Raw genomic sequence first — 20791 nt, 5'->3', positions numbered from 1 at the left:
AGAAATAGAATACCGTTTTAAAAGCTTTCAAATCAGGGTAGATAGAAGAAAGGAGGTGAGGTTAATGATATGGCTTTTATACGTCAGTATTGGCATTGTTGTACTGGCTATTGTGTTTCTTGCTATTTATGCTATTAAAATCTTCAAAAACACGACAAGCACGATCAAAGAGCTTAATACGGTCAGCGGCAGAATTCAATCACGTATTGAATCATTGACTGATAAAGCAGGTGGGATTCAGCAGAAAACAGAGCTTATCAACGAAGATATTGCTTACAAAAAGCAGTCTGTGCAGGTTCTGCTCGATTCTTTTAAGGAAACAAAACCTTCGCTGCGTTCGCTGCAGCATAATGTACAAACTACCAATATGGTAGAAGAAGAAGCAAAAGCTTCTTATTCGTATGAAGTAAATCGCATGCTCGAATGGGGCAATACAGCGATTGACCTGTATTCCAAATTTGCAGCTAAAAAAGAAAGAAAATAGTCCGCTATTTTCTTTCTTTTTTTACATAAGATGGACAGGCAGGAAGAGAGGCTTTTATGAACAAATTAAAAGGTTATGTACAGGAACTTGGAAGGGAATTCAAAAAAGACAACGTCACTATGCTTGGCGCTGCCCAGGCCTACTATTATCTGCTTGCTATAGTTCCGCTCATGATTCTGCTTCTGTCGCTTCTTCCCTTTTTAAATATTGAACCGGAGAGCGCAATGGAAGTAGTGCGAAACGTCGTGCCTGGAGAAATGGCGGCCATTTTTGAAGAAAATATCGTAAGCCTCGTTACGACGCCGCAGGGGGGACTGCTTGGTATTGGTGTTATCGGTACCCTATGGTCTGCTTCCAACGGGATCAACGCCTTTATTCAGGCTTCCAATCAAGCTTATGATGTAGAAGAAACCAGATCGTTTATTAAAGTAAGACTGCTGTCTTTGGCTCTTACTATTGGAATGATTCTTGCAGTCGTCACCGCGCTGATTCTTCCTATTTTTGGAAATGTTATTATTGATTTTATTAATTCAGTAGTCAATCTTCCCACGCAGACGACAATTTTATTTCAGGTGCTGCGCTGGGTAATTAGTATTGCTGCCATGATTATTGTTTTATCGGCTCTTTATCATTTTGCCCCAAATAAAACGTACCCTTTTAGAGAAATTCTTCCCGGTGCCTTAATCACGGCGCTGCTGTGGCAGGTCATTTCGCTCGGATTTTCTTTTTATGTGAGCAATTTCGGCAACTATTCCGCTACTTACGGAAGTCTCGGCGGTATTATCGTATTAATGCTGTGGTTCTATCTGATTGGTATTATTCTTATGGTAGGCGCGGAAATTAACGTGATCTTCCACCGGAAAAAAATACGCGACAAAGCAGAAAAAGACGGGTTTCCTAAAGGAATCGTATAACCACATAGTTAAAAACCGGAAGGCCCTCTGAAAAGGCCTTCCGGTTTTTTTAAATACTGGATCCTTCCGGTTCCGGCTGCCGGCTTCTCCCGAACAGCTTGTACACACCAAGCAGCAGTGCTGCCGTGATGATAGTCAGATACCATGGCATTTCCGATATCGCACGGCCAAAAGCAGTATAAATAATCGAAGGCAGCAGGATTCCCGCTACCGAATAATACATATATTCTTTTAAGGATTTAGTCATTTCTATTAAGTATAAAGACAATAAGTAAAAATGCATAAACGGCAGCAGACGAAGAACCATCACCTGCCCCAGCGTCACTTTCCGGTTTCCCAGCAGTTTTTCCTTCAGGGAGGTAATTTTCCGGTGAAGACTTGGAAAGACATGGACAAGTTTGTAAAAGATAAGGCTGGATAAGGACAGGCCGACCACAGAATACAACGCTCCGTAAAGAAACCCAAAAAACAGGCCGCCGGCCATGCATAACAGCAAAACCGGAATAAAAAGCATCGGCCTTACGAGATGAAGGATAATAAATAATATAGGAGCAAGCCACCCTGCTTCCTGAATAATCGACTGTATGGATGTATGCAGGGAATCCAATCAACCCCCTCCTCTCTTTGTCTGGTTTCTAAAATGTTCCGGGCGTACCCGGCTTCAACCGGTCGTTAAATCACGTTTCTCTACTATATCATGTTCATAAAAAAAGAAAACTACACCGGCAGTAGTTTTCTTTTTCATCATTTTGCTTTTAATACCATAGTGGTCAACAAAAGGATACTGATCGTAGTAATGCTTAGTACCAGAACCATGATATGGGCTTCTTCCATTCGATTTGCCTGTACCGCATCATAGATCGCAATGGAAAGCGTCTGCGTCCGTCCGGGTATGTTTCCTGCCACCATAATCGTTGCGCCGAACTCTCCCATGGCCCTGGCAAATCCAAGCACGATGCCTGCAATAATGCCTCGATAGGCGAGCGGCACCATAATTTTATAAAAAATCTGCCATTGATTGGCTCCATCCAGCTGGGCTGCCTCCAGGCTGCCTTTGTGAATAGACTCAAATGCTGCCTGCATCGGACGTATGATCAATGGAAGGGCGGCAATAGAGGCAGCAATTACTGCAGCCTGCCAGGTAAATAAAATAGTGGATCCGGTTATGCGCTCTACTGTCCGCCCGATCCAGCTGTTTGTTCCCAGCGTTAACAATAAATAATAGCCTACTACGGTAGGCGGAAGGACGAGCGGAAGCATCATCAATAAAGACAGCAGCTCCGTCCATTTGTTTTTATGTACCGTAACCAGCCAGGCAAATACTACGCCAACTGCAAAAGCAATTCCGGTTGCTATAACAGCTACTTGAAGGGATAAAAACAGCGGGAATCCAATTAAATCTATCATTATTTACTCCTCCGGAAGCTCGAATCCATACTCATTCATCGTTTCCCGTCCTTCCTCCGAGAACAGATAATCGACAAACTGCCGGGCCTCTTCCGGATGAGGACTTCGGGAAGGAACAGCCAGCGCCTGGGTGATTGGTTCATAATCCTCTGTATCTATCGGTTCGTATAGCAGATCGGACTGTTTGGAGAGTGCAAGGGCTATAATACCGGCGTCTACATCTCCTGATTCAGTGTATTGAAGAGTCTGTCTTATATTTTCTCCATATACGAGTTTTCCCTGTACCTCATCCCAGATCCCCCATGACTCCAATGCCTCCTTTGCTGCCTGTCCATAAGGGGCATGCTCTGGATTGGCGATGGCAATACGCTCTATCTCATCACTGGTTAAATCGGCAGGCTCCAGACTCTCCTGTATGCTTCCATCATGCATAATTCCAATTTGCCCTAATGCGTACTGCCGCTTTGAGTCTGCTTCGACGGCCTCTGCGTCAATAAGCCGATCAATGTAGGATTCATGGGCTGCGGCAAATAAATCGTAGGATGCTCCCTGTTCAATCTGCTGCGTCATCAGGCCGGTGGAGCCAAAGGAAAAAGTAACGATAATATCTGTATCTTCTTCAAAGTCTTTCCCAACCTCTGTAAACGCGTGGTATAAATCAGCCGCAGCGGCTACATTAATTTCTACAGATTCCTCTTCGCTTTGGCCTGCTTCTTCTGCTTCACTGCTGCATCCGGCCAATACAAGAAGACCTGCAGCAGCTGAAAATATGACTGGAAATTTCATCACAACAGCTCCTCATTATTTTCTCCAATTTGCTGATGGTTTACCGCAATTTTCTTTAGTATAACAATGCAAAGTTGAAAAGAAAAAGAAAGCTTCGCCGAAAAGGCTTCTCTCTTTATAAACTTTTCGTGAAACAAAGGCTTAAATCATGTAAGCTTGCAGAAGAAACGATACAAAAAGGAGATACATTATGTCTGATTATATTGTCATTGGAGCAGGTGTTCTTGGTGCTTCAACAGCGTACCATCTGGCTGCCGCCGGAGCAGATGTTACGGTGGTTGACCGCGCACACACAGGGCAGGCAACCGATGCGGCCGCCGGAATCGTGTGCCCATGGCTTTCGCAGAGAAGAAACAAACCATGGTACTTTCTGGCCCGAAACGGCGCGGCCTATTACCCCGATCTCATTAAGCAGCTGGAAGCACTGGGCCAGCACGATACCGGATACAAAAGCACCGGCGCGTTAAGCCTTCACCGGGACGGCAACCGCAAAGCGAAAACAGCGGAGCGGGCCATCAAACGCCGCGAACAGGCGCCGGAAATCGGCCATGTGTTTTCATTAAATGAAAAGCAGACAAAGCAGGCGTTCCCTCTTTTAGCTGATCATTATCAATCGGTTTACGTCAGCGGAGGAGCAAGAGTAAACGGCCGCGCCCTTCGCCTGGCCCTGCTGGAAGCAGCAAAGCAGATGGGTGCCTCCTGGATACAGGGAGAGGAAGCCTCTCTGATTCATGAAAACCGGACGGTTACAGGCGTTACCGTTAATAACGAAAACTACTACGCCGACCGTGTCATACTCACCGGCGGCGCCTGGGCCAATCAATGCCTGGAGCCGCTCGGACTTTCTTTTGCAGTTGAATCACAAAAAGCCCAGATTATGCATATGCAGATCGAAAACACGGCAACAGAAAACTGGCCGGTCGTTATTCCTTCCGGTCCTCATTATATGGTTCCTTTTTCCAACGGCCATATTGTAGTCGGTGCCACTCACGAAGATTATGCTGTAACCACCCAGCCGACTGCTGCAGGTTATCTTGAGCTTCTCGAAAGTGCACTTCATATGGCACCGGGCTTAAGAAAAAGCATGATTAAAGAGATGCGTGTCGGATTTCGGCCGGCCACGCCGGGGTTTCTGCCGGTTATCGGCTTTGTGCCTGAAACAAAAGGCCTTCTCGCCGCTAACGGCCTGGGAGCTTCCGGATTAACAACCGGGCCGTTTCTAGGGTCCGAGCTGGCTAAGCTTGCAATGGATAAGGACATCAGTCTTTCTTTGGAAGACTATAGTATTGAAGGAGCCATCCAGCCCGCCGCCCGTTTATAAAAGCAGCGGTTCAGCTGGCTTTTACCGGTTCTTTCTGTCTGCTATAATAAGGAAGGTTTAATTGGAATAGTTAAAAATATAAAGCATACCTCTGCTTTATGCTCTATAGAAACGGAGATAGCCACATGAACGTGCACGATAAATGGAACGGACAAGACTGGCGCTGGATTGATCATTCCAGCTCCGGCCTTCAGTATCACCCGCTGCAGTCTTTCGCGCTTGACGATACGCTGTGTACCAGCGTGGGAGAAGGGATTTCTGATCCGGTCATGCGGTCCTGGGTTCATTCCCCTACCGTTGTGCTGGGCATTCAGGACAGCAGGCTTCCTTATATTATGGATGGCTGCCGTTATTTAGAAGAACAGGGATACCGCGTTATTGTCCGGAATTCCGGCGGCCTGGCGGTCGTGCTGGATGAAGGAATTTACAACCTTTCTATTATTATGAAAGAAGACCGCGGCATTTCCATTAACAGCGGCTATGACTTTATGTGGGAGCTGATGAAAGAGGTGTTTTCCGACGCCCCTCTTCCCATTGAAGCATATGAAGTGGTCGGCTCTTATTGTCCCGGGACATACGATCTTAGTATGGGCGGCCGTAAATTTGCAGGTATTTCCCAGCGCCGTATCCGCGGTGGAATCGCCGTCCAAATCTACCTTGCCGTCACTGAATACGGAGAGGAACGGGCGGAGCTTCTGAAAAAATTTTATGATATTGCGGTTCAGGGAGAACCGGTCCGCTACGAGTGGCCGCGTATCAACCCGAAAGTGATGTCCTCTCTTTCCGAACTGTACGGCACCCCGATTGATATACAAGACGTTACAAAGCGTCTGCTTACTACTGTTGTATACACACACGGTGCCAGGCTTCATACATCTACTCTTACGCCTAAGGAGCTGCAGCAGTTCGACTCTCTGTACCAGCGGGTTGTGGATCGTAATGACAAAGCACTCACCTAATTCTGCTGAAATATGTGGTACCTTTATCGCTCAACGATAGAGGTGCTTTTTTTCATTATTTTTTGACAGCTATGTATATCTACCTTCTTTAATTTCCAAATAATGTATATTATTATCTCCCTTATGATAGATTGTTACCGATTCCGATCATATAGATTGACAGATTATTTTCCATGGCATACATTAGGTAACGTCACAGAAATTCGGCGCACTATCATGCGCTTTTTTTATCTCACCTCATTGATAATGATTTTCATTATCAAAAATTGAAAGGGGCTTGTTAGATGGTACTAATGAAAGATCAGACGCTTCAGCACACAACAGAGCAAACCCTGCTTCACCTGGATCCATCCAGCCTGGAGCGTTTCGAAATAGATCTGCAGCAAACTGTAGCAGAAATGGCGGATCTGCTTAGAAAAACAGACAAGCCTTATTCCGGCAGCCGCCCTGAAGATATAAAACATGCATTGGCTTCCTCTCCTCCGGCTTCACTGGACGGAGAGCCGTTTGCTGATGTATTGGAAGATATAAAAGAAAAAGTAGTTAAACAGTCCGTTATGGTGCAGCATCCTTACTGCATGGCTCATTTGCAATGCCCCCCTATGATTCCGGCTCTTGCCGGCGAAATCATTTTGAATACATTAAATCAGTCCATGGATTCCTGGGACCAGAGCCCGGCCGCCACATTCACCGAAGAACGCCTGATCTCCTGGCTTGGAGAGCTGTTTCAGTTTTCTCCGGAAATGGACGGGGTCTTTACGAGCGGAGGCACCCAGTCCAATTATATGGGGCTTCTTATGGCCCGGAATCAATATGCAAATAACAAGCTCGATCACGACATCAAACAGGAAGGCCTCCCCCCTGAAGCTTCCCGGTTTCGTATTTTCACTTCGGAGCGGGCTCATTTCACCGTGAAACAGGCTGCCTCCCAGCTCGGCCTGGGCGAAAAATCAGTCGTGTCCATCCCGGTTAACGAAAAACAGGAAATGGATGCCGCAGCCTGCAGCCTCGCTGTTGCACAAGCCAGAGAAAACGGCCTGCTGCCTATTGCTATTTTCGCTACTGCCGGAACTACGGACTATGGAAGCGTGGATCCTCTTTATGAACTCGCAGCTCTTGCCAAACAGGAAGACATTTGGTTTCACGTGGACGCAGCCTATGGGGCGGGATTAATTTTAAGCGACAAGCACGCAGATCAAATAAAAGGCGTAGAAGCAGCAGATTCCCTGACCATTGATTTTCATAAATTATTTTATCAGCCGGTCAGCTGCGGTGCTTTTTTAATAAATGAAGGAAATAACTTTCAATATACAAGTCATTACGCTGACTACCTGAACCCTCCGGAAGATGAAGAATCGGGCATGGTTCACCTTGCCGGTAAATCCGTCCAGACGTCGCGCCGCTTTGATGCTTTAAAGCTTTGGATGACGCTTCGCTGCACCGGAACAAAAGCAATGGGCGGTATGATCGATCAGACCATTGAAGCTGTCCAGTTTCTTTACGAAAAAATACAGCCTCTGGAAGAGTTTGAAGTACCGGTCGTACCGCAGTCCAATGCGCTCGTTTTCCGCTACCGGGAAGAAGGAACAGCGCCGGAGGTTTTAGACGAGTGGAACCGGCGTATTAAAGAAGAACTCTTTTTTGACGGCACGGCTGTTCTGGCTAAAACACGTCTCGAAGGCAGACAGTATTTAAAAGTAACTTTGTTAAATCCAGGCATTTCCGAAGACCAGATCATCACGCTGATCCGCTCCATTCTCACGATCGGAAGGCGATTAAAGGAGGAAGAAGCGCGTGGATAACAGAAAAACGGCAGCAGAAGTCACGCTGCAAAGCTTTTTAAACTGCTACATCAGAGAAACAGGAGCCGGGGAGCAGAAAGCGGGCAGGCTTTATATAGAACTGCCGCATCAGGAGATGGAGCTTATGGCTCCCCTCCGATATGCCTCACTTACGGGAAGGCATTTATTCTCCTTCCCGCTGCTTTACAAAGCAAAACGACAGGCACAATGGCTGGAAGCTGATTTAGTTACAGCGTCCAGCCTCTTATTAAAAGAACTTTCCCTGGACTATCAAACGAGCCGGCATGTGCCGGAAACAATGAAACGAATTCTTTTAAGCTACGAGAATATTGTCTTCTTTCTGGAGAACCGAAGCACAGATCTCTCCCGTTTGTACCCGGCCGGACGCTCTTTTATTGAATCAGAGCAGTCCCTTCTGTACGGCCATTTGTTTCATCCAACACCAAAAAGCCGTCAGGGAATGAATGAACAGGAAACGCTGCTGTATTCACCGGAAACGAAAGGCCGCTTCACGCTTCACTACTTTTGGGTGCACGCTTCTCTGGCTGAAGCAAAAAGCGCAGACGGCGAATCTGCTGAAGAAAAGATTTTAGGACTATTTTCAGAGGAGACGAAGCGGAATTGGAAAGACTACACAGACTATACGCTGATTCCGGTTCATCCCCTGCAGGCTTCCACGCTGCTGAAACAGCCTCATATACAAGACTGGATAAAGGATAAAAAAATGATCGATGCCGGCCGGATGGGACCTGCTTTTGCTGCTACTTCTTCGATCCGCACGCTGTATAACGAAGAAAGTGATATTATGCTCAAGCTCTCCATTCCTGTTAAAGTAACCAATTCCCTGCGTATTAATAAGCGGATGGAATTGGAACGGGGCCTCGTTATTCATGAAATACTTAAAAGCTCTATCGGCAGACAGCTTGCTGATTATTTCCCCGGGTTTTCTATTACAAAAGACCCCGCCTATCTTAATGTCCGGGGAAAAGACGAAAGCGGATTTGAAACCGTTATAAGGGAAAACCCATTTAAAGGAGAAAACAAAGAAGACACCTCCTTAATAGCCGGACTCTGCCAGGATCCTGCAGCAGGAGAACAATCTCACCTATACCGGATAATTGAATCGATTTCCATACAGGAGAACCGGAGTCTGGAAGAAGTCAGCCTGGATTGGTTTGACCGCTACTTATCTATTTCCCTCCAGCCGATTCTCTGGCTTTACTTCACCCATGGGATTGCTCTAGAGGCTCACCAGCAGAATGCTGTACTGTCATTAAATCAAGGCTGGCCGAAGCATTTTTACTATCGCGATAATCAAGGCTATTATTTTGCCGCTTCCAGGGAAGCTTATCTGGAATCGTTTGTACCGGAATTAAAGGATAAAAGCCACACCGTCTGCTCCGACGGGCTTGTCGATGAAAGACTTCGTTATTACTTTTTTTATAATCACATTTTCGGGCTCATCAATGCTTTTGGCACAAGCGGACTTGCAGAGGAAGAACAGCTGCTTCAGGCTGTACGAATTCAACTCGAACAGATGAAGCCGGTGGCCCAGCATTCTTCCTCCAGCCTAATTGAAAGCCTCCTGGAGGACCCTGTCCTTCCTTGCAAAGCCAATCTGCTCACCACCTTCCGTAATATGGATGAACTCACCGGCACGCTGGAGGAACAGTCTGTATACACTAAAGTAACCAATCCTCTAGCTGCGCATAGTAACACATAATCTTTTTGGACTTATTAAAAAAGAGAGGCGATCGTATGACAGCATCTTTTCCCAACCCGTCCATATTTACCGATGCTATTACGTTTCGTCCTTTTGAACGCCAAAAGGATGAAGCAATGCTGCTGGAGTGGATGCACAAACCCCACGTTATTCCCTACTGGCACCTCAACCTATCAAAAACAGCCTTTTCCAGACACCTGGACAAGGCGCTTTCCGACACACACCAGCGGCTTTGGATCGGTTTATATGAAGGAATACCAATGAGCTACTGGGAAACGTACCAGGCCAAAAAAGACATTATCGCACGCTTCTATCACCCGCACCCTTCCGATGAAGGCGTGCATCTGTTGTTTGGACCGGAAACCCATTTAGACCGCGGCCTGGCCTTTCCTTTTCTTGCAGCTATGACGGACCGGTTATTTTCGGAAAATCCTAATACAGAAAAAGTCATGGCAGAACCTGATATCCGCAATGAAAAAATGATTCATATCTTTTACAAATGCGGCTATGAACCTATTAAGCCGATCCAGCTTCCTGATAAAACCGGCCTGCTCATGGCATGCCGGAGAGATTCTTTTAAAAAGGCGGTTGAAATGTATGAAAGCAGTTAAACAGTGGGACCTTCTCGGCGTTGGGCTGGGTCCCTTTAACCTTGGGCTTGCAGCCCTGTTGGATGAACATCCGGAAGTACAGGCTGTCTTCTTTGATGCCAAACCTGCATTTGAATGGCACCCAGGTATGCTGATTGAAGGCACGACGCTTCAGGTGCCTTTCCTGGCAGACCTTGTTACGATGGTGCATCCGCGCAGCCGTTTTTCTTTTTTGGAATATTTAAACGAACAGAACCGGCTGTACCAGTTTTATTTTTATGAAAAGTTTCATATCCCGAGACGTGAATATAATCATTACTGCCAGTGGACGGCTTCTCAATTGGATTCCTGCCGGTTTGGCTGGAAAGTAGAGTCTGTATCTCCTAAAAACGATCAATGGTGGACGGTCCATGTCCGCAGTATTACTTCGGGCGCTGTAGAAATACATGAAGCCAGAAATATTGTTATGGGCATTGGTACAAAACCAGTTTTCCCTCCGCTGGAAGGGCTGGAAAACAACAGTTCTGTCTTTCATTCGGCTTCGTTTCTCGACAAACAGCAGGAGTGCCGGGACGCACGTTCGATTACGGTCGTCGGCTCCGGCCAGAGTGCCGCTGAAATATTTGAAACACTTCTTAACACCAAAAGCGAAGAGCAGAAGCTGAACTGGTTTACCCGCTCCCGCGGATTTTTCCCGATGGAATATTCCAAGCTCGGACTGGAACATTTTTCACCGGATTACACGAATTATTTCTACAGTCTTTCCCAGGAAACAAAGGACCGCACGCTCGAAAAGCAGGACCTTTTATATAAAGGGATCAGTACAGAAACAATCGCTAATATTTATAATGCCCTGTATGAAAAAACCATCGGCGGAGCTGCCTTGAACGTTCATATGCAGCCACTCTGTGAGCTGTCCAAATGCGGACCCGGCACGTTGGCGGAAAACCGCCTGACGTTTACCCAGTGGGAGAAAGAAGAAACATTCACATGTGATTCGGATATTATTATTCTCGCCACGGGCTATAAACAGCGCATTCCCCGATTTTTAGATGATGCAGAAAGCGAATGGCAGCGCGACACCCACAACCGTCTTTGCATTAATGAAGACTACAGCGTACAGCAGATCCGGCCGTCCTCCCGAAACATGTATGTACAAAATGCGGAAATGCATACCCATGGACCCGGCGCACCCGACTTAGGCCTTGGCGCTTTCCGAAATGCTGCTATTATTAACGCCTTAACAGGCCGTGAGGTGTACAACCTGAAAAGAAAAAACGTGTTTCAGCACTTCGGATAACAGCTGCTTTTATCACTGAATAATCTACATGCTGCTCTATTCCATACTAAATCGAACCGATCGGAGGAACTGCTATGAAACATGAAGCATCTATCAGTACGCACATCCAGCCGCATTTATGGGAGGAAGCAAATCGGCGTCTTACAGCCAAAATGCTTCAGGAATTTATGTATGAAGACATGATTCATCCGGAGTCCGGGGAGGGCCACTGGCGGAAACTTGCGGCAGGAGCGTCCACCTACTGGTTTCAGGCTGTGCCCCGCCTCTTTGACAGTTATACTGTAAAGCCTGATTCTTTATACAAAGAACCGGAAACCGAACCTATCCGCGCTGTCAGTTTTCTGCTCGAACTCCAGCAGATGCTGCCGATGAGCAGCAACACCGTGGGACACTTAATTAAAGAATACCAGCATACGCTTTTGGCAGACTGCCATTTGCTTGCCCGCCCTGTGAAAGCAGAAGCGATCACGGAAATGGATTACAGCGAGCTGGAAGGGGAAATGTCAGGGCACCCATGGATCACCTACAACAAAGGACGCATCGGCTTTAACCACGAAGACTATCTGCAGTATGCCCCGGAACAAAAGCAGAATGTCCGCCTGCACTGGATCGCTGTCCAATCAGATCTCGCCCATGTACAGCAGCTCGAGCATATTCATACCTCTTCTTTTTTAGAAGACGAATGCGGCTCTGCCAAATGGAAGGAATTCGAGCATAAGCTTGAGGCCTATGAGCTGAATCCCGCCGATTATGTCTTTTTGCCTGTTCATCCGTGGCAGTGGGAAAACGTGTTGATTACGGCGTTTGCCGAAGAAATCGCCATGCGCCGGATCGTTCCTCTCGGCGACGGGGAAGACCTCTATCTGCCCCAGCAGTCTGTCCGCACGTTCGTTAACCAGACAGACAAAGAGAAATATCATGTGAAGCTTCCCATGAGTATTTTGAACACGCTCGTCTACCGGGGCCTCCCCGGCGAAAGAACGCGGATTGCCCCCGAGGTCACTGCTTTTATTAAAAGGATCTGGGAGAAAGATGAGTTTCTACACACGACGTGCGGTCTTTACCTGCTCGGAGAAGAAGTAAGCATTCATGTCGATAATCCTGCTTATGAAAGCGTCGAAGGCATTCCATATCAGTACAAAGAAATGCTCGGTGCCATTTGGCGGGAGAGTATATACAAAGCCTTAGAGCCGGGCGAACAGGCTGTTACATTAGCTTCACTGCTTCACAGAGATACGTTCGGCACTTCTCTTGTATCCGTATGGATGAAGCAGTCCGGATTAAGCGCAGAAGAATGGACAGCGGCTCTGCACCAGGCTGTTCTTCCTCCTCTGCTTCATTACTTGTATCAGTACGGTACCGTCTTTTCCCCACACGGGCAGAATACGATTGTAGTACTGGAAAACGGACGTCCCAAACGCCTTATCATGAAAGATTTCGTAGATGACGTTAATATCAGTGACCAGCCGCTGCCGGAGCTGACCTCGATCAGCACACGTATGAAAACCGTGCTCCGCAGCGAACCACCGGAAGGTCTCGTCCAGTTTGTTTTTACCGGTCTGTTCATCTGCCATTACCGTTACCTCGCCGAACTGCTTGAGGAGGATAATCTGCTTGGGGAAACCGGGTTCTGGAGCTCTGTGAAAACGGTGATCGTTGACTACCAGAAACGCTTTCCGGAGCTGAAGGAACGATTTGAACTATTCGACCTGCTGCAGCCGGAACTTACGAAACTGTGCCTCAACCGTAACCGCATGATTGATTACGGCTACGAAGACAGCGATGACCGCCCGCACGCCTCTGAATACGGCAAAGTGCATAATGCGCTGGCGGATGTGCCTGTATTGAATTAGTATGCTCCCCGCCCTTTTTTATTTAACTTAAGGCTTGTCCTTTCGAGAACACGCTGTACCGCTTATTGTACAAAATATGTTTTTTGTGTCTTCTTCAACAGTCTACAAAACAGAAAAAAAGCTGGAATTCCAGCTTTTTTTCTATGCGTTAAAATCCATTATTTTTGGAAACCTCTGTAATCCAGCCGGCGCTTTTCTTTGGAGTGCGCTCCTGCGTTTCAATATTTACCGAGAAGAAGCCGTAGCGGTTTTTATAGGCATTCATCCAAGACCAGTTATCCATAAAGGACCAGAGATGATACCCTTTAGCATTGCATCCTTCTTGAATTGCACGGTGCAGCCATTTTAAATGTTCGCGGATAAAATCGATTCGGTAATCATCCTGAATCTGACCGTTTTCCATAAACCGCTCTTCATCCTGAACACCCATTCCATTTTCTGAAATAAACGACTCGATATTTCCGTAATTGTCACGGAGGTTGATCATAATATCATATACGCCTTTTTCGTAGATCTCCCAGCCGCGGTAAGGATTCATTTTTCTGCCCGGCATTTCATAAAGATCAAAATACCAGTCGAGCATAAATGGACCGTATGGATTCGGCAGGTGCTCCTTTGCCTTCACACGCCTTGGCTGATAATAGTTTACACCTAACAGTTCAGCCGTGTTGCGCTTTACGAGTTCTTTGTCTCCTTCGAGCATCTCCGGCAGCTGCCCATGTTCCCGCAGAATGGCTGTCAGTTCTTCCGGGAATTCTCCCTTTACCATCGGATCGAGAAAGCTGCGGTTGAAAAACAGGTCGGCGATGCGGGAAGCCCGTAGATCAGCCGGATTCTGGCTTCTTGGATAGGAAGGCGTCAGATTTAAAATGGTACCAATTTTTCCATTGGGAATGGAACGTTTTTTAAACACTTCAACTGCTTTGGCATGAGCAATAATGGTATGATACGCCACCTGAACTGCACGCTTGAAATCAACGACGTTCGGATAGTGAAAATCATACAGATAGCCGCCTTCTACAGGAACAATTGGTTCGTTAAACGTAAACCATTTCTGTACTTTTTCACCGAACAGTTCAAAGCATTTTTCTGCAAAAACAGCGTATGCATCAACCACTTCCCGGCTTTCCCAGCCGCCCTTTTCCTGCATCTCCAGCGGCATGTCAAAATGAAACAAGTTGGCAAACGGCTCGATATCCTGAGCCAGCAGTTCATCAATCACACGGTGGTAAAATGCTGCCGCTTCTTCATTCACATCCCCTTCTCCGCCTGGAATCAGGCGGGCCCAGGAGATAGAAAACCGAAAGGAGTTATGTCCAATATCTTTCATCCGCTGAATGTCTTCTTTGTACGTATGGTAAAAATCAGAGGTCGTTTCCGGCCCTACGCCATTAAAGAAGCGGTTTGGCTCCTTACTGTACCAGTAGTCCCAAATGTTTAAGCCTTTCCCGTCCTCTGAGGCAGCCCCTTCAATCTGTGTCGCCGAAGTAGCGCTCCCCCACCAAAAATCCTCTGGAAATGTATACTGCAGTGCCATAAAAGAAATCCTCCTTTATTGTCTGGTGCGGTAAATTTCAATAATCTCAACAGCAAGGTCGCGGACGGTCATTGATGTCATCAAGTGGTCCTGGGAGTGAATCAGCATTACGTTTACGGGTGACTTTTCTCCGCTTGCTTCCTGCTGCAGGAGCTGCGTCTGGTATTTATGCGCTTTGCCAAGCTCTTCCCCTGCTTCTATAATAAGCCTGTCTGCTTCTTCAAAGTTAGCGGCTTTTGCTTCTTGAATAGCCTCCATTGCACTTGATTTTCCATTTCCGGCGTACAATATAATTTGAAACGCCACCTCTGTAATTTGTTCCATACGACCTTTCCTTTCTCTCTATCCGTATTGTCAGTATTTAGTTGGAAGGCTTTTCTGTTTCTGTAGTAGCAGCTGCTTCTTCAGCCTGCTCCTGCTCATAGTACTGCTTATCCATTACTTTCAGGAACGGCCACCAGATGACAAACACGATGAACATGCTGACAAGCTGCAGCACTGCCCCCTGCCATGCGTTTCCTGTAGCGAGAAATCCACTGATTAACGGCGGTGTCGTCCAGGGAACAATTATACCTGCAGGCTTAGGCACAAGCCCTGTAAGCATGGAATAATAAACAACTACGCAGACAACGACCGGCGCAAGCAGCCATGGAATAAGAACGAGCGGGTTCAAAATGATCGGCAGTCCAAAAATAATCGGTTCGTTTACATTGAATATGCCTGGAGGTGCACTTACCTTTCCGACCTGCTTCATCTGTCTGCTGCGGCCGATAAGAAAGATGCCTAAAATAACAGCCAATGTCATACCGGAACCGCCTATACCTACAATAAAAGTATCAATAAACTGCTTCGTTACAACGTTTGGCAGCTCCTGACCTGCTTGAAAAGCCTCCAGATTCTGGTTGTTAAGCGTGTACCAGATCGGATCGAGAACGGAGTTCACGAGGATCTGACCGTGCAGTCCGAAAAACCAGAACAGCTGAATGAGCAGTACAGCGACAATTGTTGCCGGAAGCCCGCCGCCGAGAACAGTTAACGGCTCCTGCAGAACCGTGTAGATGAAGTTTTGTACTGTAACAAACGGCGTAAAGGTAAAGATAATCCGGATAATAAGAAAGGCAGTTAACGACAGTGCGATTGGAAACAATGCGCTGAAAGAGCGGGTTACTGCTCCCGGCACGCCGGCCGGCATCTTAATCGTCCAGTCTTTTTTAACAAAGAAATAATACAGCTCTGCTGCGACAAATGCGGTAATGATACCTACAAACAATCCTTCTGCTCCTAAAGCGGAAGTTGGAATACCTCCCGGCGTCTCTTCTACCATCTGCGGGGTAAGAATTAAGAAAGCAGCCAGCGCCACGACCCCGCCGTAAATGCCTTCACCGCCGGAATGTTCTACCAGCTTATACCCTATTCCGATGATAACAAAGAGTGCCATAATACTTAACGTTGCTGCAGAGGCAGGTCCTAGAGCTTCCTGGTAGGCGGCAAAGGCACTTTCGCTGATCATTTGATCCAAAAACGGCAGATTTGCCAGTACAACGAAGATAGAACCGAAAATAATAAGCGGCAGGGCTACAAGAAATCCGTCCCGAAGTGCGGTTAAATACCGGTTGTTGTTCAGTTTTTCTGCAATTGGCATAAGCACCCGTTCAAGCAGATCCATAAACTTGCTGTTGCTGTTCATTTTAACTCCCCCTAAATGTAGTAAATGCTTCTCCACGTTTTAAAAGAAGGAAGAGAAAGTCTCTATGTGTAGTTCTCTTCCGCTGTACTTTCACCTAGTTGTTTTCAATAAGCTCAAGCGCTCTTGTCAGCACGGCTTTTCCATCTACCCGTCCGTAAGACATTGGATCAATCACGTCCAGTGGAATACCTACTTCGTCTGCTTTGATAGAATATTTCTTTTTCATGAACCGCATCTGCGGACCGATCAGCAGCACATCTGCTTTTTCCATATCCGGAATTGCTTTATCCTGTGATACGGCCCAGATATTCGCTTCAATGCCCTGTTCTTGTGCAGCTTCTTCCATTTTTGAAACGAGCATGCTTGTCGACATTCCTGCCGAACACGCCAGAAGTATATTTTTCATATGTTGTTTCCTCCTTGAGTTGTTTTGTAAGATTAACCTTAGTTTATGAGACTACCCACAAAATGAAAACGCATACTTTTTCCGTTATGAAGAGGAAAAAAGTGTTTTCCACCGGAACTTCAGACAGAAAAAAACAGCCTTGTTTTTCAAGACTGCTGATTCTTCAGGACTTTGAGGAACTCCTCATAATTCCGGCATTTTAGAATACGCTGCACGACACTGATATTATCTACAATGTAGCGCAGGCCTTTGTATAACGTCTGCAGATCCTGTGTGTCTCCTTTTTGCACATTTAATAAAAATACAAGCTGTACTCTTTTCTCTCCCCAATTGATCGGCCGCTGCAGTGTACAGACAGTTAAAAACGTTTCATCGGTCTGGGTGGTGACCGGGTGGGGAAGAGCTACCAGGTTCCAGAAGCTGGTTGGAGCAATATTTTCGCGCTCCATCAATTGTTCCAGATAATCTTCCTGGACCAGATTTTTATCCTGTAGTTCTTTTGCGAGAAAGGAAAGAACGTCCTCTCTTGCAGAAAAGGATTTCTGGAAATAAAACAGGTCTTTTTTTATATATTCTGCGATGCTGCTGTGCTGTTCTGCTACATGGTTTTCAATCCGTTCCAGGTCACCTTCTCCTAAAATTGTTTTCACCTGTACTACGGGCACTGGCAGCTTTTCTGCGATTGGGATCGTACTGACGATAAAATCTATATTCGCAAAGGAAATCTGGCTCAATTTATAGTATTCAGTAGTGCCCACCACTTCTAAACGGTTCCCGAACTGAGACTGCAGCTTATAGAAAATCAGCTGAGCGCTTCCCGCCCCCGAAGCACAGACCACCATACATCGTTTTGGGCCGGAATGTGCCTTTTTTCGTTCCATCGCCGCTCCAATATGAAGCGCAATATATCCAATCTCTCCCTCTTCAATATGAACCCCCATATATTCTTCAAGCACAAGACCGGCAATAATGCCGGCTTCAAATGCAACTGGATAATTCATTTTGATATCGGATAGCAGCGGGTTTCTAATGTTCATTCCATATTTGTAACGATTAATCGCCGGCTTTAAGTGAAGCCCCAGCCCAACAAGGAGCTCTTTATCCCGACGGATTCCAAGTCCCATTTTATTTTCAATCGCTTCCAGTATGGAATTAGCGAGCTGATATATTGGTACGTCCAGTACTTCCTCTACTTCCTGGGCCGATAAGTTGGCCTGCGATATCATTTTTGTTCCTAATAGATGAATGGCGATATAGGCAACTTCGACTTCTGGAAATGTAATACCAAGTTTCGCTTCTAGCTTACTGACGATTCGTTCGGCTGTCTTATATTCTTCTTTGCTCTTTATATCCTTAAATTCGCGGGGGTATAAGGTAATATGATGCCCGGACTGTACTCTTTTATACGTAATTGCTATATGAATAAATAGGTTATTCATCGCGATATCCGATAACGTAATATTGGATGCTTTGCTTTCTTCCAGAATAATATCCCAGATATCGTTTACATTTTCTTTTATGAGACCGGGGAGCTGGCTGTCAAAAATATCTTTTGTCACACCTTCCCGTTCTGCAAATACGTACTCAGACATACAAAAGCGCAGTTTAAATTCATTTCCCACTGCTTTCAGCCCATAATTAGGCCGTTTTTCCAGTGTAATATCATATTTTTTGAAGATATTTTTCACCATGCGTATATCATTTTGAATCGTTGATTTGCTGATTAAAAGCTCATCTGCCAGGTCTTCGAGCTTTAAAAACGTATTGGACAGGAGCAGTCGTTTGATTAAAAAACGGACCCGTTCCTCTGGAAAATCCGGAAAAGAAGAAGCAAGAACAGAAGCTGTCTGAAACTCTTTTTCTAAAAACGATTTAAAAGCAGCATCATCTTCAATAACAAGAACGTATCCTTTTCCTTTCAGCGACTGAACCTCTGCCCCGTGCTGCATTAATTTGTCATTTATTTGCTTCACATCTTCCCTTGCGGTTCTCGAGGTGACCCGGTTTAACTGAGCCAGATACTGACTTGTAAGAGGCCCCGGTGCTGCCATTAACTCTTTTAAAATAACACTGCTTCTCGTATCCATCATTTTCCCTCCTTTCTTGTCCGATTACTATAGACAAAATGGTGGACTGTCCCCGCCGCCAAATGTAATCGTTCTCTTTTACAGCCTGGATTTACCGGCCGCACACTTGTCTTTCTATCAACTTACTATAATTTTACATTAAACAGGCAATACATTTTTTCCTCTTCCTACCGGAAATATCGTAGATTTTATGTAAGCGCTATTTTTAAAAGAGATCATTTTCTTCTTTTTATTTGTTCCGTATATAATCTTCCATCCCTACAGACCAAAAACTTTATCTATGGTTTGATTAATCTATCATATTGAGTAATTGAAGGAGGATTTATCATTCAAAAAGAAAAAGAAATCAATATAAACCAATCGGATGTAAACCAAAATAATAAAAAAATCACCACAAAAGAAAAACTTCAATCTCTTGGGCCGGCAGCTATTGTGGCAGCCTGTATTGTTGGTCCCGGTACCGTTACGACTGTCTCAGTCGCTGGTGCTACTTATGGATTCCAGGTGATGTGGATTTTGGTTATTGCCTGCTTTACGGCCTACTACTTTCAAAGGCCGGTCGTGAAATTTACAATTCAAACAAAGATGGCAGCAATGGACGGTATTCGATCCTACATGGGAAAAGGCTGGTCTATTCCTCTGTATATTGCGCTTCTTTTAGGCGCTATTGCTTTTCAGGCAGGAAATTTTACCGGTGCCGCCCTGGCATTGAACTTTTTTCTTCCTTCTATTCCAATACTGGCCTGGGTCAGCTTCCTTGCCGTTGGAGCGTTAATTATTTCATGGATCGGCATCTACAAACTGCTTGAAAATATTAACCGCGTTTTTATCGGATTAATGGTGCTCGCTTTTGTTTTAACGGTATTTGTATCCGGTCCCAGTATTGCGGATGTGTTTACTACCGGCTTTTCCTTCCAAATACCAGAAAGTAATTACTGGCTCGTACTCGCTTTAATTGCCACTACGCTGCCTCCTAATACAGCATTGGGACTTTCAGCTTTCATTAAGCGGAAATATGAAAAAGACACTGTCACTCCAACCTGGAAAAAAATGAAGCTTTCTCATTTTGACCTTAGAGTAAATCTTTTTATTACAGCAGCTATTTCTATTTCTATATTGATTTGTGCAGGGAGCGTCATTTTCGGTACCGGAGCTGTGATTGAAGGAGCCGCCGACATGGCTTATCAGCTTACGCCTCTTTTAGGACAGTATGCCGGAGTATTATTTGCATTAGGATTATGGGCAGCCGGATTTTCTTCCGGGCTTTTCAATATATCTGTGCAGCCGGCGCTGTTCGGCCAGGCGTTTGGCACATCAGAAAAAGTAAACGCTCTGCCCAATCGGATTATGATGCTGCTTGCAGCTATCGCGCCTATATTAATTGTGTACTTGTTTGGACAGACTCCAATTCAGCTGATTATGGCGGCTCAAGCGATTAACGGTCTTCTGCTGCCGGCCATTGTCGGTTCGATATGGATTTTATGTAATAAACGAAAGTTTCTTGGCGAGTATGCTAATACGCTTTCCCAGAATATTATTTATACCGTGGTTATGGTCATTGTATGTTTTCTTGCGATACGCGTGTTTTTGGATATTTTCGGTATTATTTAACAAAAAAAGAGCCGCCGGGTAGTGACCCCTAAAAGTTAAAGTTTTATGATGCAGCGAGTTGGCTGGTCGATGTTCGGTACTTCACCGGGCTTTGGCCAGCCAATTTTAATTTGATCCGATCGTGATTGTAGTAATGAATATAGGCTTCCAACCTTTGTTTGAGCTCTTCGTAGGAGACAAGCTCTTTTCCATAGTACATTTCCTGTTTTAACAGCCCGAAGAAATTTTCTATCGGGGCGTTGTCTGCGCAGGTCGCTTTCCGGGACATGCTGGCAAACACACGGTTGGTTTTCAACAAGGTGGTCCAGGCCCGGTGCTGATAGT

19 protein-coding genes are annotated in these 20791 nt (G+C 45.8%); 10 read left to right on the top strand and 9 right to left on the bottom strand.

The genetic code is table 11. From position 1 onward, the window contains the following. The first annotated feature begins 64 nt into the window (after positions 1-64). Both ATL39_RS00435 and ATL39_RS00430 read left to right on the top strand, forming a co-directional pair. A complete protein-coding gene (locus ATL39_RS00435; protein WP_170146788.1) occupies positions 65-484 on the top strand; it encodes a DUF948 domain-containing protein in 420 nt (139 codons plus the stop codon). Positions 485-540: 56 nt separating this feature from the next. Then, positions 541-1398, top strand: coding sequence for a YihY/virulence factor BrkB family protein (locus ATL39_RS00430; RefSeq protein WP_120191310.1), 858 nt, complete (start codon positions 541-543; stop codon positions 1396-1398). Between the two features lie 49 nt (positions 1399-1447). Here ATL39_RS00430 and ATL39_RS00425 read toward each other — a convergent pair whose 3' ends face one another. The 3 genes from ATL39_RS00425 to modA form a co-directional block, all read right to left on the bottom strand. Then, complete coding sequence (locus tag ATL39_RS00425; protein ID WP_245960885.1) at positions 1448-2005, bottom strand: TVP38/TMEM64 family protein; 558 nt, start codon at positions 2003-2005, stop codon at positions 1448-1450. Between the two features lie 137 nt (positions 2006-2142). After that, positions 2143-2805 (bottom strand): molybdate ABC transporter permease subunit, encoded by a 663-nt coding sequence (gene modB, locus ATL39_RS00420; protein ID WP_120191309.1) that lies wholly within the window; start codon positions 2803-2805, stop codon positions 2143-2145. Between the two features lie 3 nt (positions 2806-2808). Further along, the gene (gene modA, locus ATL39_RS00415; RefSeq protein WP_120191308.1) at positions 2809-3591 is read right to left on the bottom strand and encodes a molybdate ABC transporter substrate-binding protein; all 783 of its coding nucleotides are present in this window, start codon (positions 3589-3591) and stop codon (positions 2809-2811) included. 190 nt (positions 3592-3781) lie between these two features. Between modA and ATL39_RS00410 the strand changes: the two genes are divergently transcribed. The 7 genes from ATL39_RS00410 to ATL39_RS00380 all read left to right on the top strand — a co-directional run bounded on the left by ATL39_RS00410 (position 3782) and on the right by ATL39_RS00380 (position 13139). Next, positions 3782-4912, top strand: a complete 1131-nt coding sequence (locus tag ATL39_RS00410; RefSeq protein WP_120191307.1) for an NAD(P)/FAD-dependent oxidoreductase — start codon at positions 3782-3784, stop codon at positions 4910-4912. A gap of 125 nt (positions 4913-5037) precedes the next feature. Beyond that, entirely contained in the window at positions 5038-5871 is an 834-nt protein-coding gene (locus ATL39_RS00405) for a lipoate--protein ligase family protein (protein ID WP_120191306.1), read from the top strand. Between the two features lie 284 nt (positions 5872-6155). Further along, entirely contained in the window at positions 6156-7673 is a 1518-nt protein-coding gene (locus ATL39_RS00400) for a pyridoxal phosphate-dependent decarboxylase family protein (protein WP_120191305.1), read from the top strand. Then, positions 7666-9396: an IucA/IucC family protein gene (locus ATL39_RS00395; protein ID WP_120191304.1), complete on the top strand. Its 1731-nt coding sequence runs from the start codon at positions 7666-7668 to the stop codon at positions 9394-9396. Before ATL39_RS00400 ends, ATL39_RS00395 begins: the two co-directional genes overlap by 8 nt. 35 nt (positions 9397-9431) lie before the next feature. Next, entirely contained in the window at positions 9432-10007 is a 576-nt protein-coding gene (locus ATL39_RS00390) for a GNAT family N-acetyltransferase (protein ID WP_120191303.1), read from the top strand. Next, on the top strand, positions 9994-11286 hold the full coding sequence (locus ATL39_RS00385; RefSeq protein ID WP_120191302.1) for a lysine N(6)-hydroxylase/L-ornithine N(5)-oxygenase family protein: 1293 nt from the start codon (positions 9994-9996) through the stop codon (positions 11284-11286). Before ATL39_RS00390 ends, ATL39_RS00385 begins: the two co-directional genes overlap by 14 nt. A 74-nt stretch (positions 11287-11360) precedes the next feature. Then, entirely contained in the window at positions 11361-13139 is a 1779-nt protein-coding gene (locus ATL39_RS00380; protein WP_120191301.1) for an IucA/IucC family protein, read from the top strand. Between the two features lie 148 nt (positions 13140-13287). Here ATL39_RS00380 and ATL39_RS00375 read toward each other — a convergent pair whose 3' ends face one another. The 5 genes from ATL39_RS00375 to ATL39_RS00355 form a co-directional block, all read right to left on the bottom strand. Further along, entirely contained in the window at positions 13288-14676 is a 1389-nt protein-coding gene (locus ATL39_RS00375; RefSeq protein WP_120191300.1) for a glycoside hydrolase family 1 protein, read from the bottom strand. Between the two features lie 15 nt (positions 14677-14691). Further along, positions 14692-15000, bottom strand: coding sequence for a PTS sugar transporter subunit IIA (locus ATL39_RS00370; protein ID WP_120191299.1), 309 nt, complete (start codon positions 14998-15000; stop codon positions 14692-14694). Between the two features lie 37 nt (positions 15001-15037). Then, the gene (celB, locus tag ATL39_RS00365) at positions 15038-16363 is read right to left on the bottom strand and encodes a PTS cellobiose transporter subunit IIC (protein ID WP_120191298.1); all 1326 of its coding nucleotides are present in this window, start codon (positions 16361-16363) and stop codon (positions 15038-15040) included. Between the two features lie 94 nt (positions 16364-16457). Continuing rightward, positions 16458-16769 carry a PTS sugar transporter subunit IIB gene (locus ATL39_RS00360; protein ID WP_120191297.1) on the bottom strand — a complete coding sequence of 104 codons (312 nt, stop codon included), beginning with the start codon at positions 16767-16769 and terminating at the stop codon, positions 16458-16460. Between the two features lie 146 nt (positions 16770-16915). Continuing rightward, positions 16916-18859 carry a BglG family transcription antiterminator gene (locus ATL39_RS00355; protein WP_120191296.1) on the bottom strand — a complete coding sequence of 648 codons (1944 nt, stop codon included), beginning with the start codon at positions 18857-18859 and terminating at the stop codon, positions 16916-16918. A gap of 306 nt (positions 18860-19165) precedes the next feature. On the opposite strand from ATL39_RS00355, the gene ATL39_RS00350 reads away from it, so the two are divergent. Then, positions 19166-20467, top strand: a complete 1302-nt coding sequence (locus ATL39_RS00350; RefSeq protein WP_342768752.1) for an Nramp family divalent metal transporter — start codon at positions 19166-19168, stop codon at positions 20465-20467. A gap of 43 nt (positions 20468-20510) precedes the next feature. On the opposite strand, the gene ATL39_RS00345 is transcribed toward ATL39_RS00350, so the two are convergent. After that, positions 20511-20791, bottom strand: a 281-nt coding sequence (locus tag ATL39_RS00345) for an IS3 family transposase (RefSeq protein WP_147419319.1), incomplete at its 5' end; no start/stop codon positions are given.

The sequence above is a fragment of the Sinobaca qinghaiensis genome (genome assembly GCF_003610495.1).
In the GTDB taxonomy this organism is placed as follows: Bacteria; Bacillota; Bacilli; order Bacillales; family Marinococcaceae; genus Sinobaca; species Sinobaca qinghaiensis.
Note: the sequence above shows the minus strand (reverse complement) of the source record. Positions and strands in the feature narration are given on the sequence as shown.

What these genes read in the sequence shown, in the direction of transcription:
- ATL39_RS00410 (WP_120191307.1), top strand. Translation starts at nt 3,782, where the DNA reads ATGTCTGATTATATTGTCATTGGAGCAGGTGTTCTTGGTGCTTCAACA.
- ATL39_RS00405 (WP_120191306.1), top strand. Translation starts at nt 5,038, where the DNA reads ATGAACGTGCACGATAAATGGAACGGACAAGACTGGCGCTGGATTGAT.
- modA (WP_120191308.1), bottom strand. Translation starts at nt 3,591, where the DNA reads ATGAAATTTCCAGTCATATTTTCAGCTGCTGCAGGTCTTCTTGTATTG.
- modB (WP_120191309.1), bottom strand. Translation starts at nt 2,805, where the DNA reads ATGATAGATTTAATTGGATTCCCGCTGTTTTTATCCCTTCAAGTAGCT.
- ATL39_RS00435 (WP_170146788.1), top strand. Translation starts at nt 65, where the DNA reads ATGATATGGCTTTTATACGTCAGTATTGGCATTGTTGTACTGGCTATT.
- ATL39_RS00400 (WP_120191305.1), top strand. Translation starts at nt 6,156, where the DNA reads ATGGTACTAATGAAAGATCAGACGCTTCAGCACACAACAGAGCAAACC.
- celB (WP_120191298.1), bottom strand. Translation starts at nt 16,363, where the DNA reads ATGAACAGCAACAGCAAGTTTATGGATCTGCTTGAACGGGTGCTTATG.
- ATL39_RS00370 (WP_120191299.1), bottom strand. Translation starts at nt 15,000, where the DNA reads ATGGAACAAATTACAGAGGTGGCGTTTCAAATTATATTGTACGCCGGA.
- ATL39_RS00380 (WP_120191301.1), top strand. Translation starts at nt 11,361, where the DNA reads ATGAAACATGAAGCATCTATCAGTACGCACATCCAGCCGCATTTATGG.
- ATL39_RS00355 (WP_120191296.1), bottom strand. Translation starts at nt 18,859, where the DNA reads ATGATGGATACGAGAAGCAGTGTTATTTTAAAAGAGTTAATGGCAGCA.
- ATL39_RS00390 (WP_120191303.1), top strand. Translation starts at nt 9,432, where the DNA reads ATGACAGCATCTTTTCCCAACCCGTCCATATTTACCGATGCTATTACG.
- ATL39_RS00430 (WP_120191310.1), top strand. Translation starts at nt 541, where the DNA reads ATGAACAAATTAAAAGGTTATGTACAGGAACTTGGAAGGGAATTCAAA.
- ATL39_RS00360 (WP_120191297.1), bottom strand. Translation starts at nt 16,769, where the DNA reads ATGAAAAATATACTTCTGGCGTGTTCGGCAGGAATGTCGACAAGCATG.
- ATL39_RS00385 (WP_120191302.1), top strand. Translation starts at nt 9,994, where the DNA reads ATGAAAGCAGTTAAACAGTGGGACCTTCTCGGCGTTGGGCTGGGTCCC.
- ATL39_RS00375 (WP_120191300.1), bottom strand. Translation starts at nt 14,676, where the DNA reads ATGGCACTGCAGTATACATTTCCAGAGGATTTTTGGTGGGGGAGCGCT.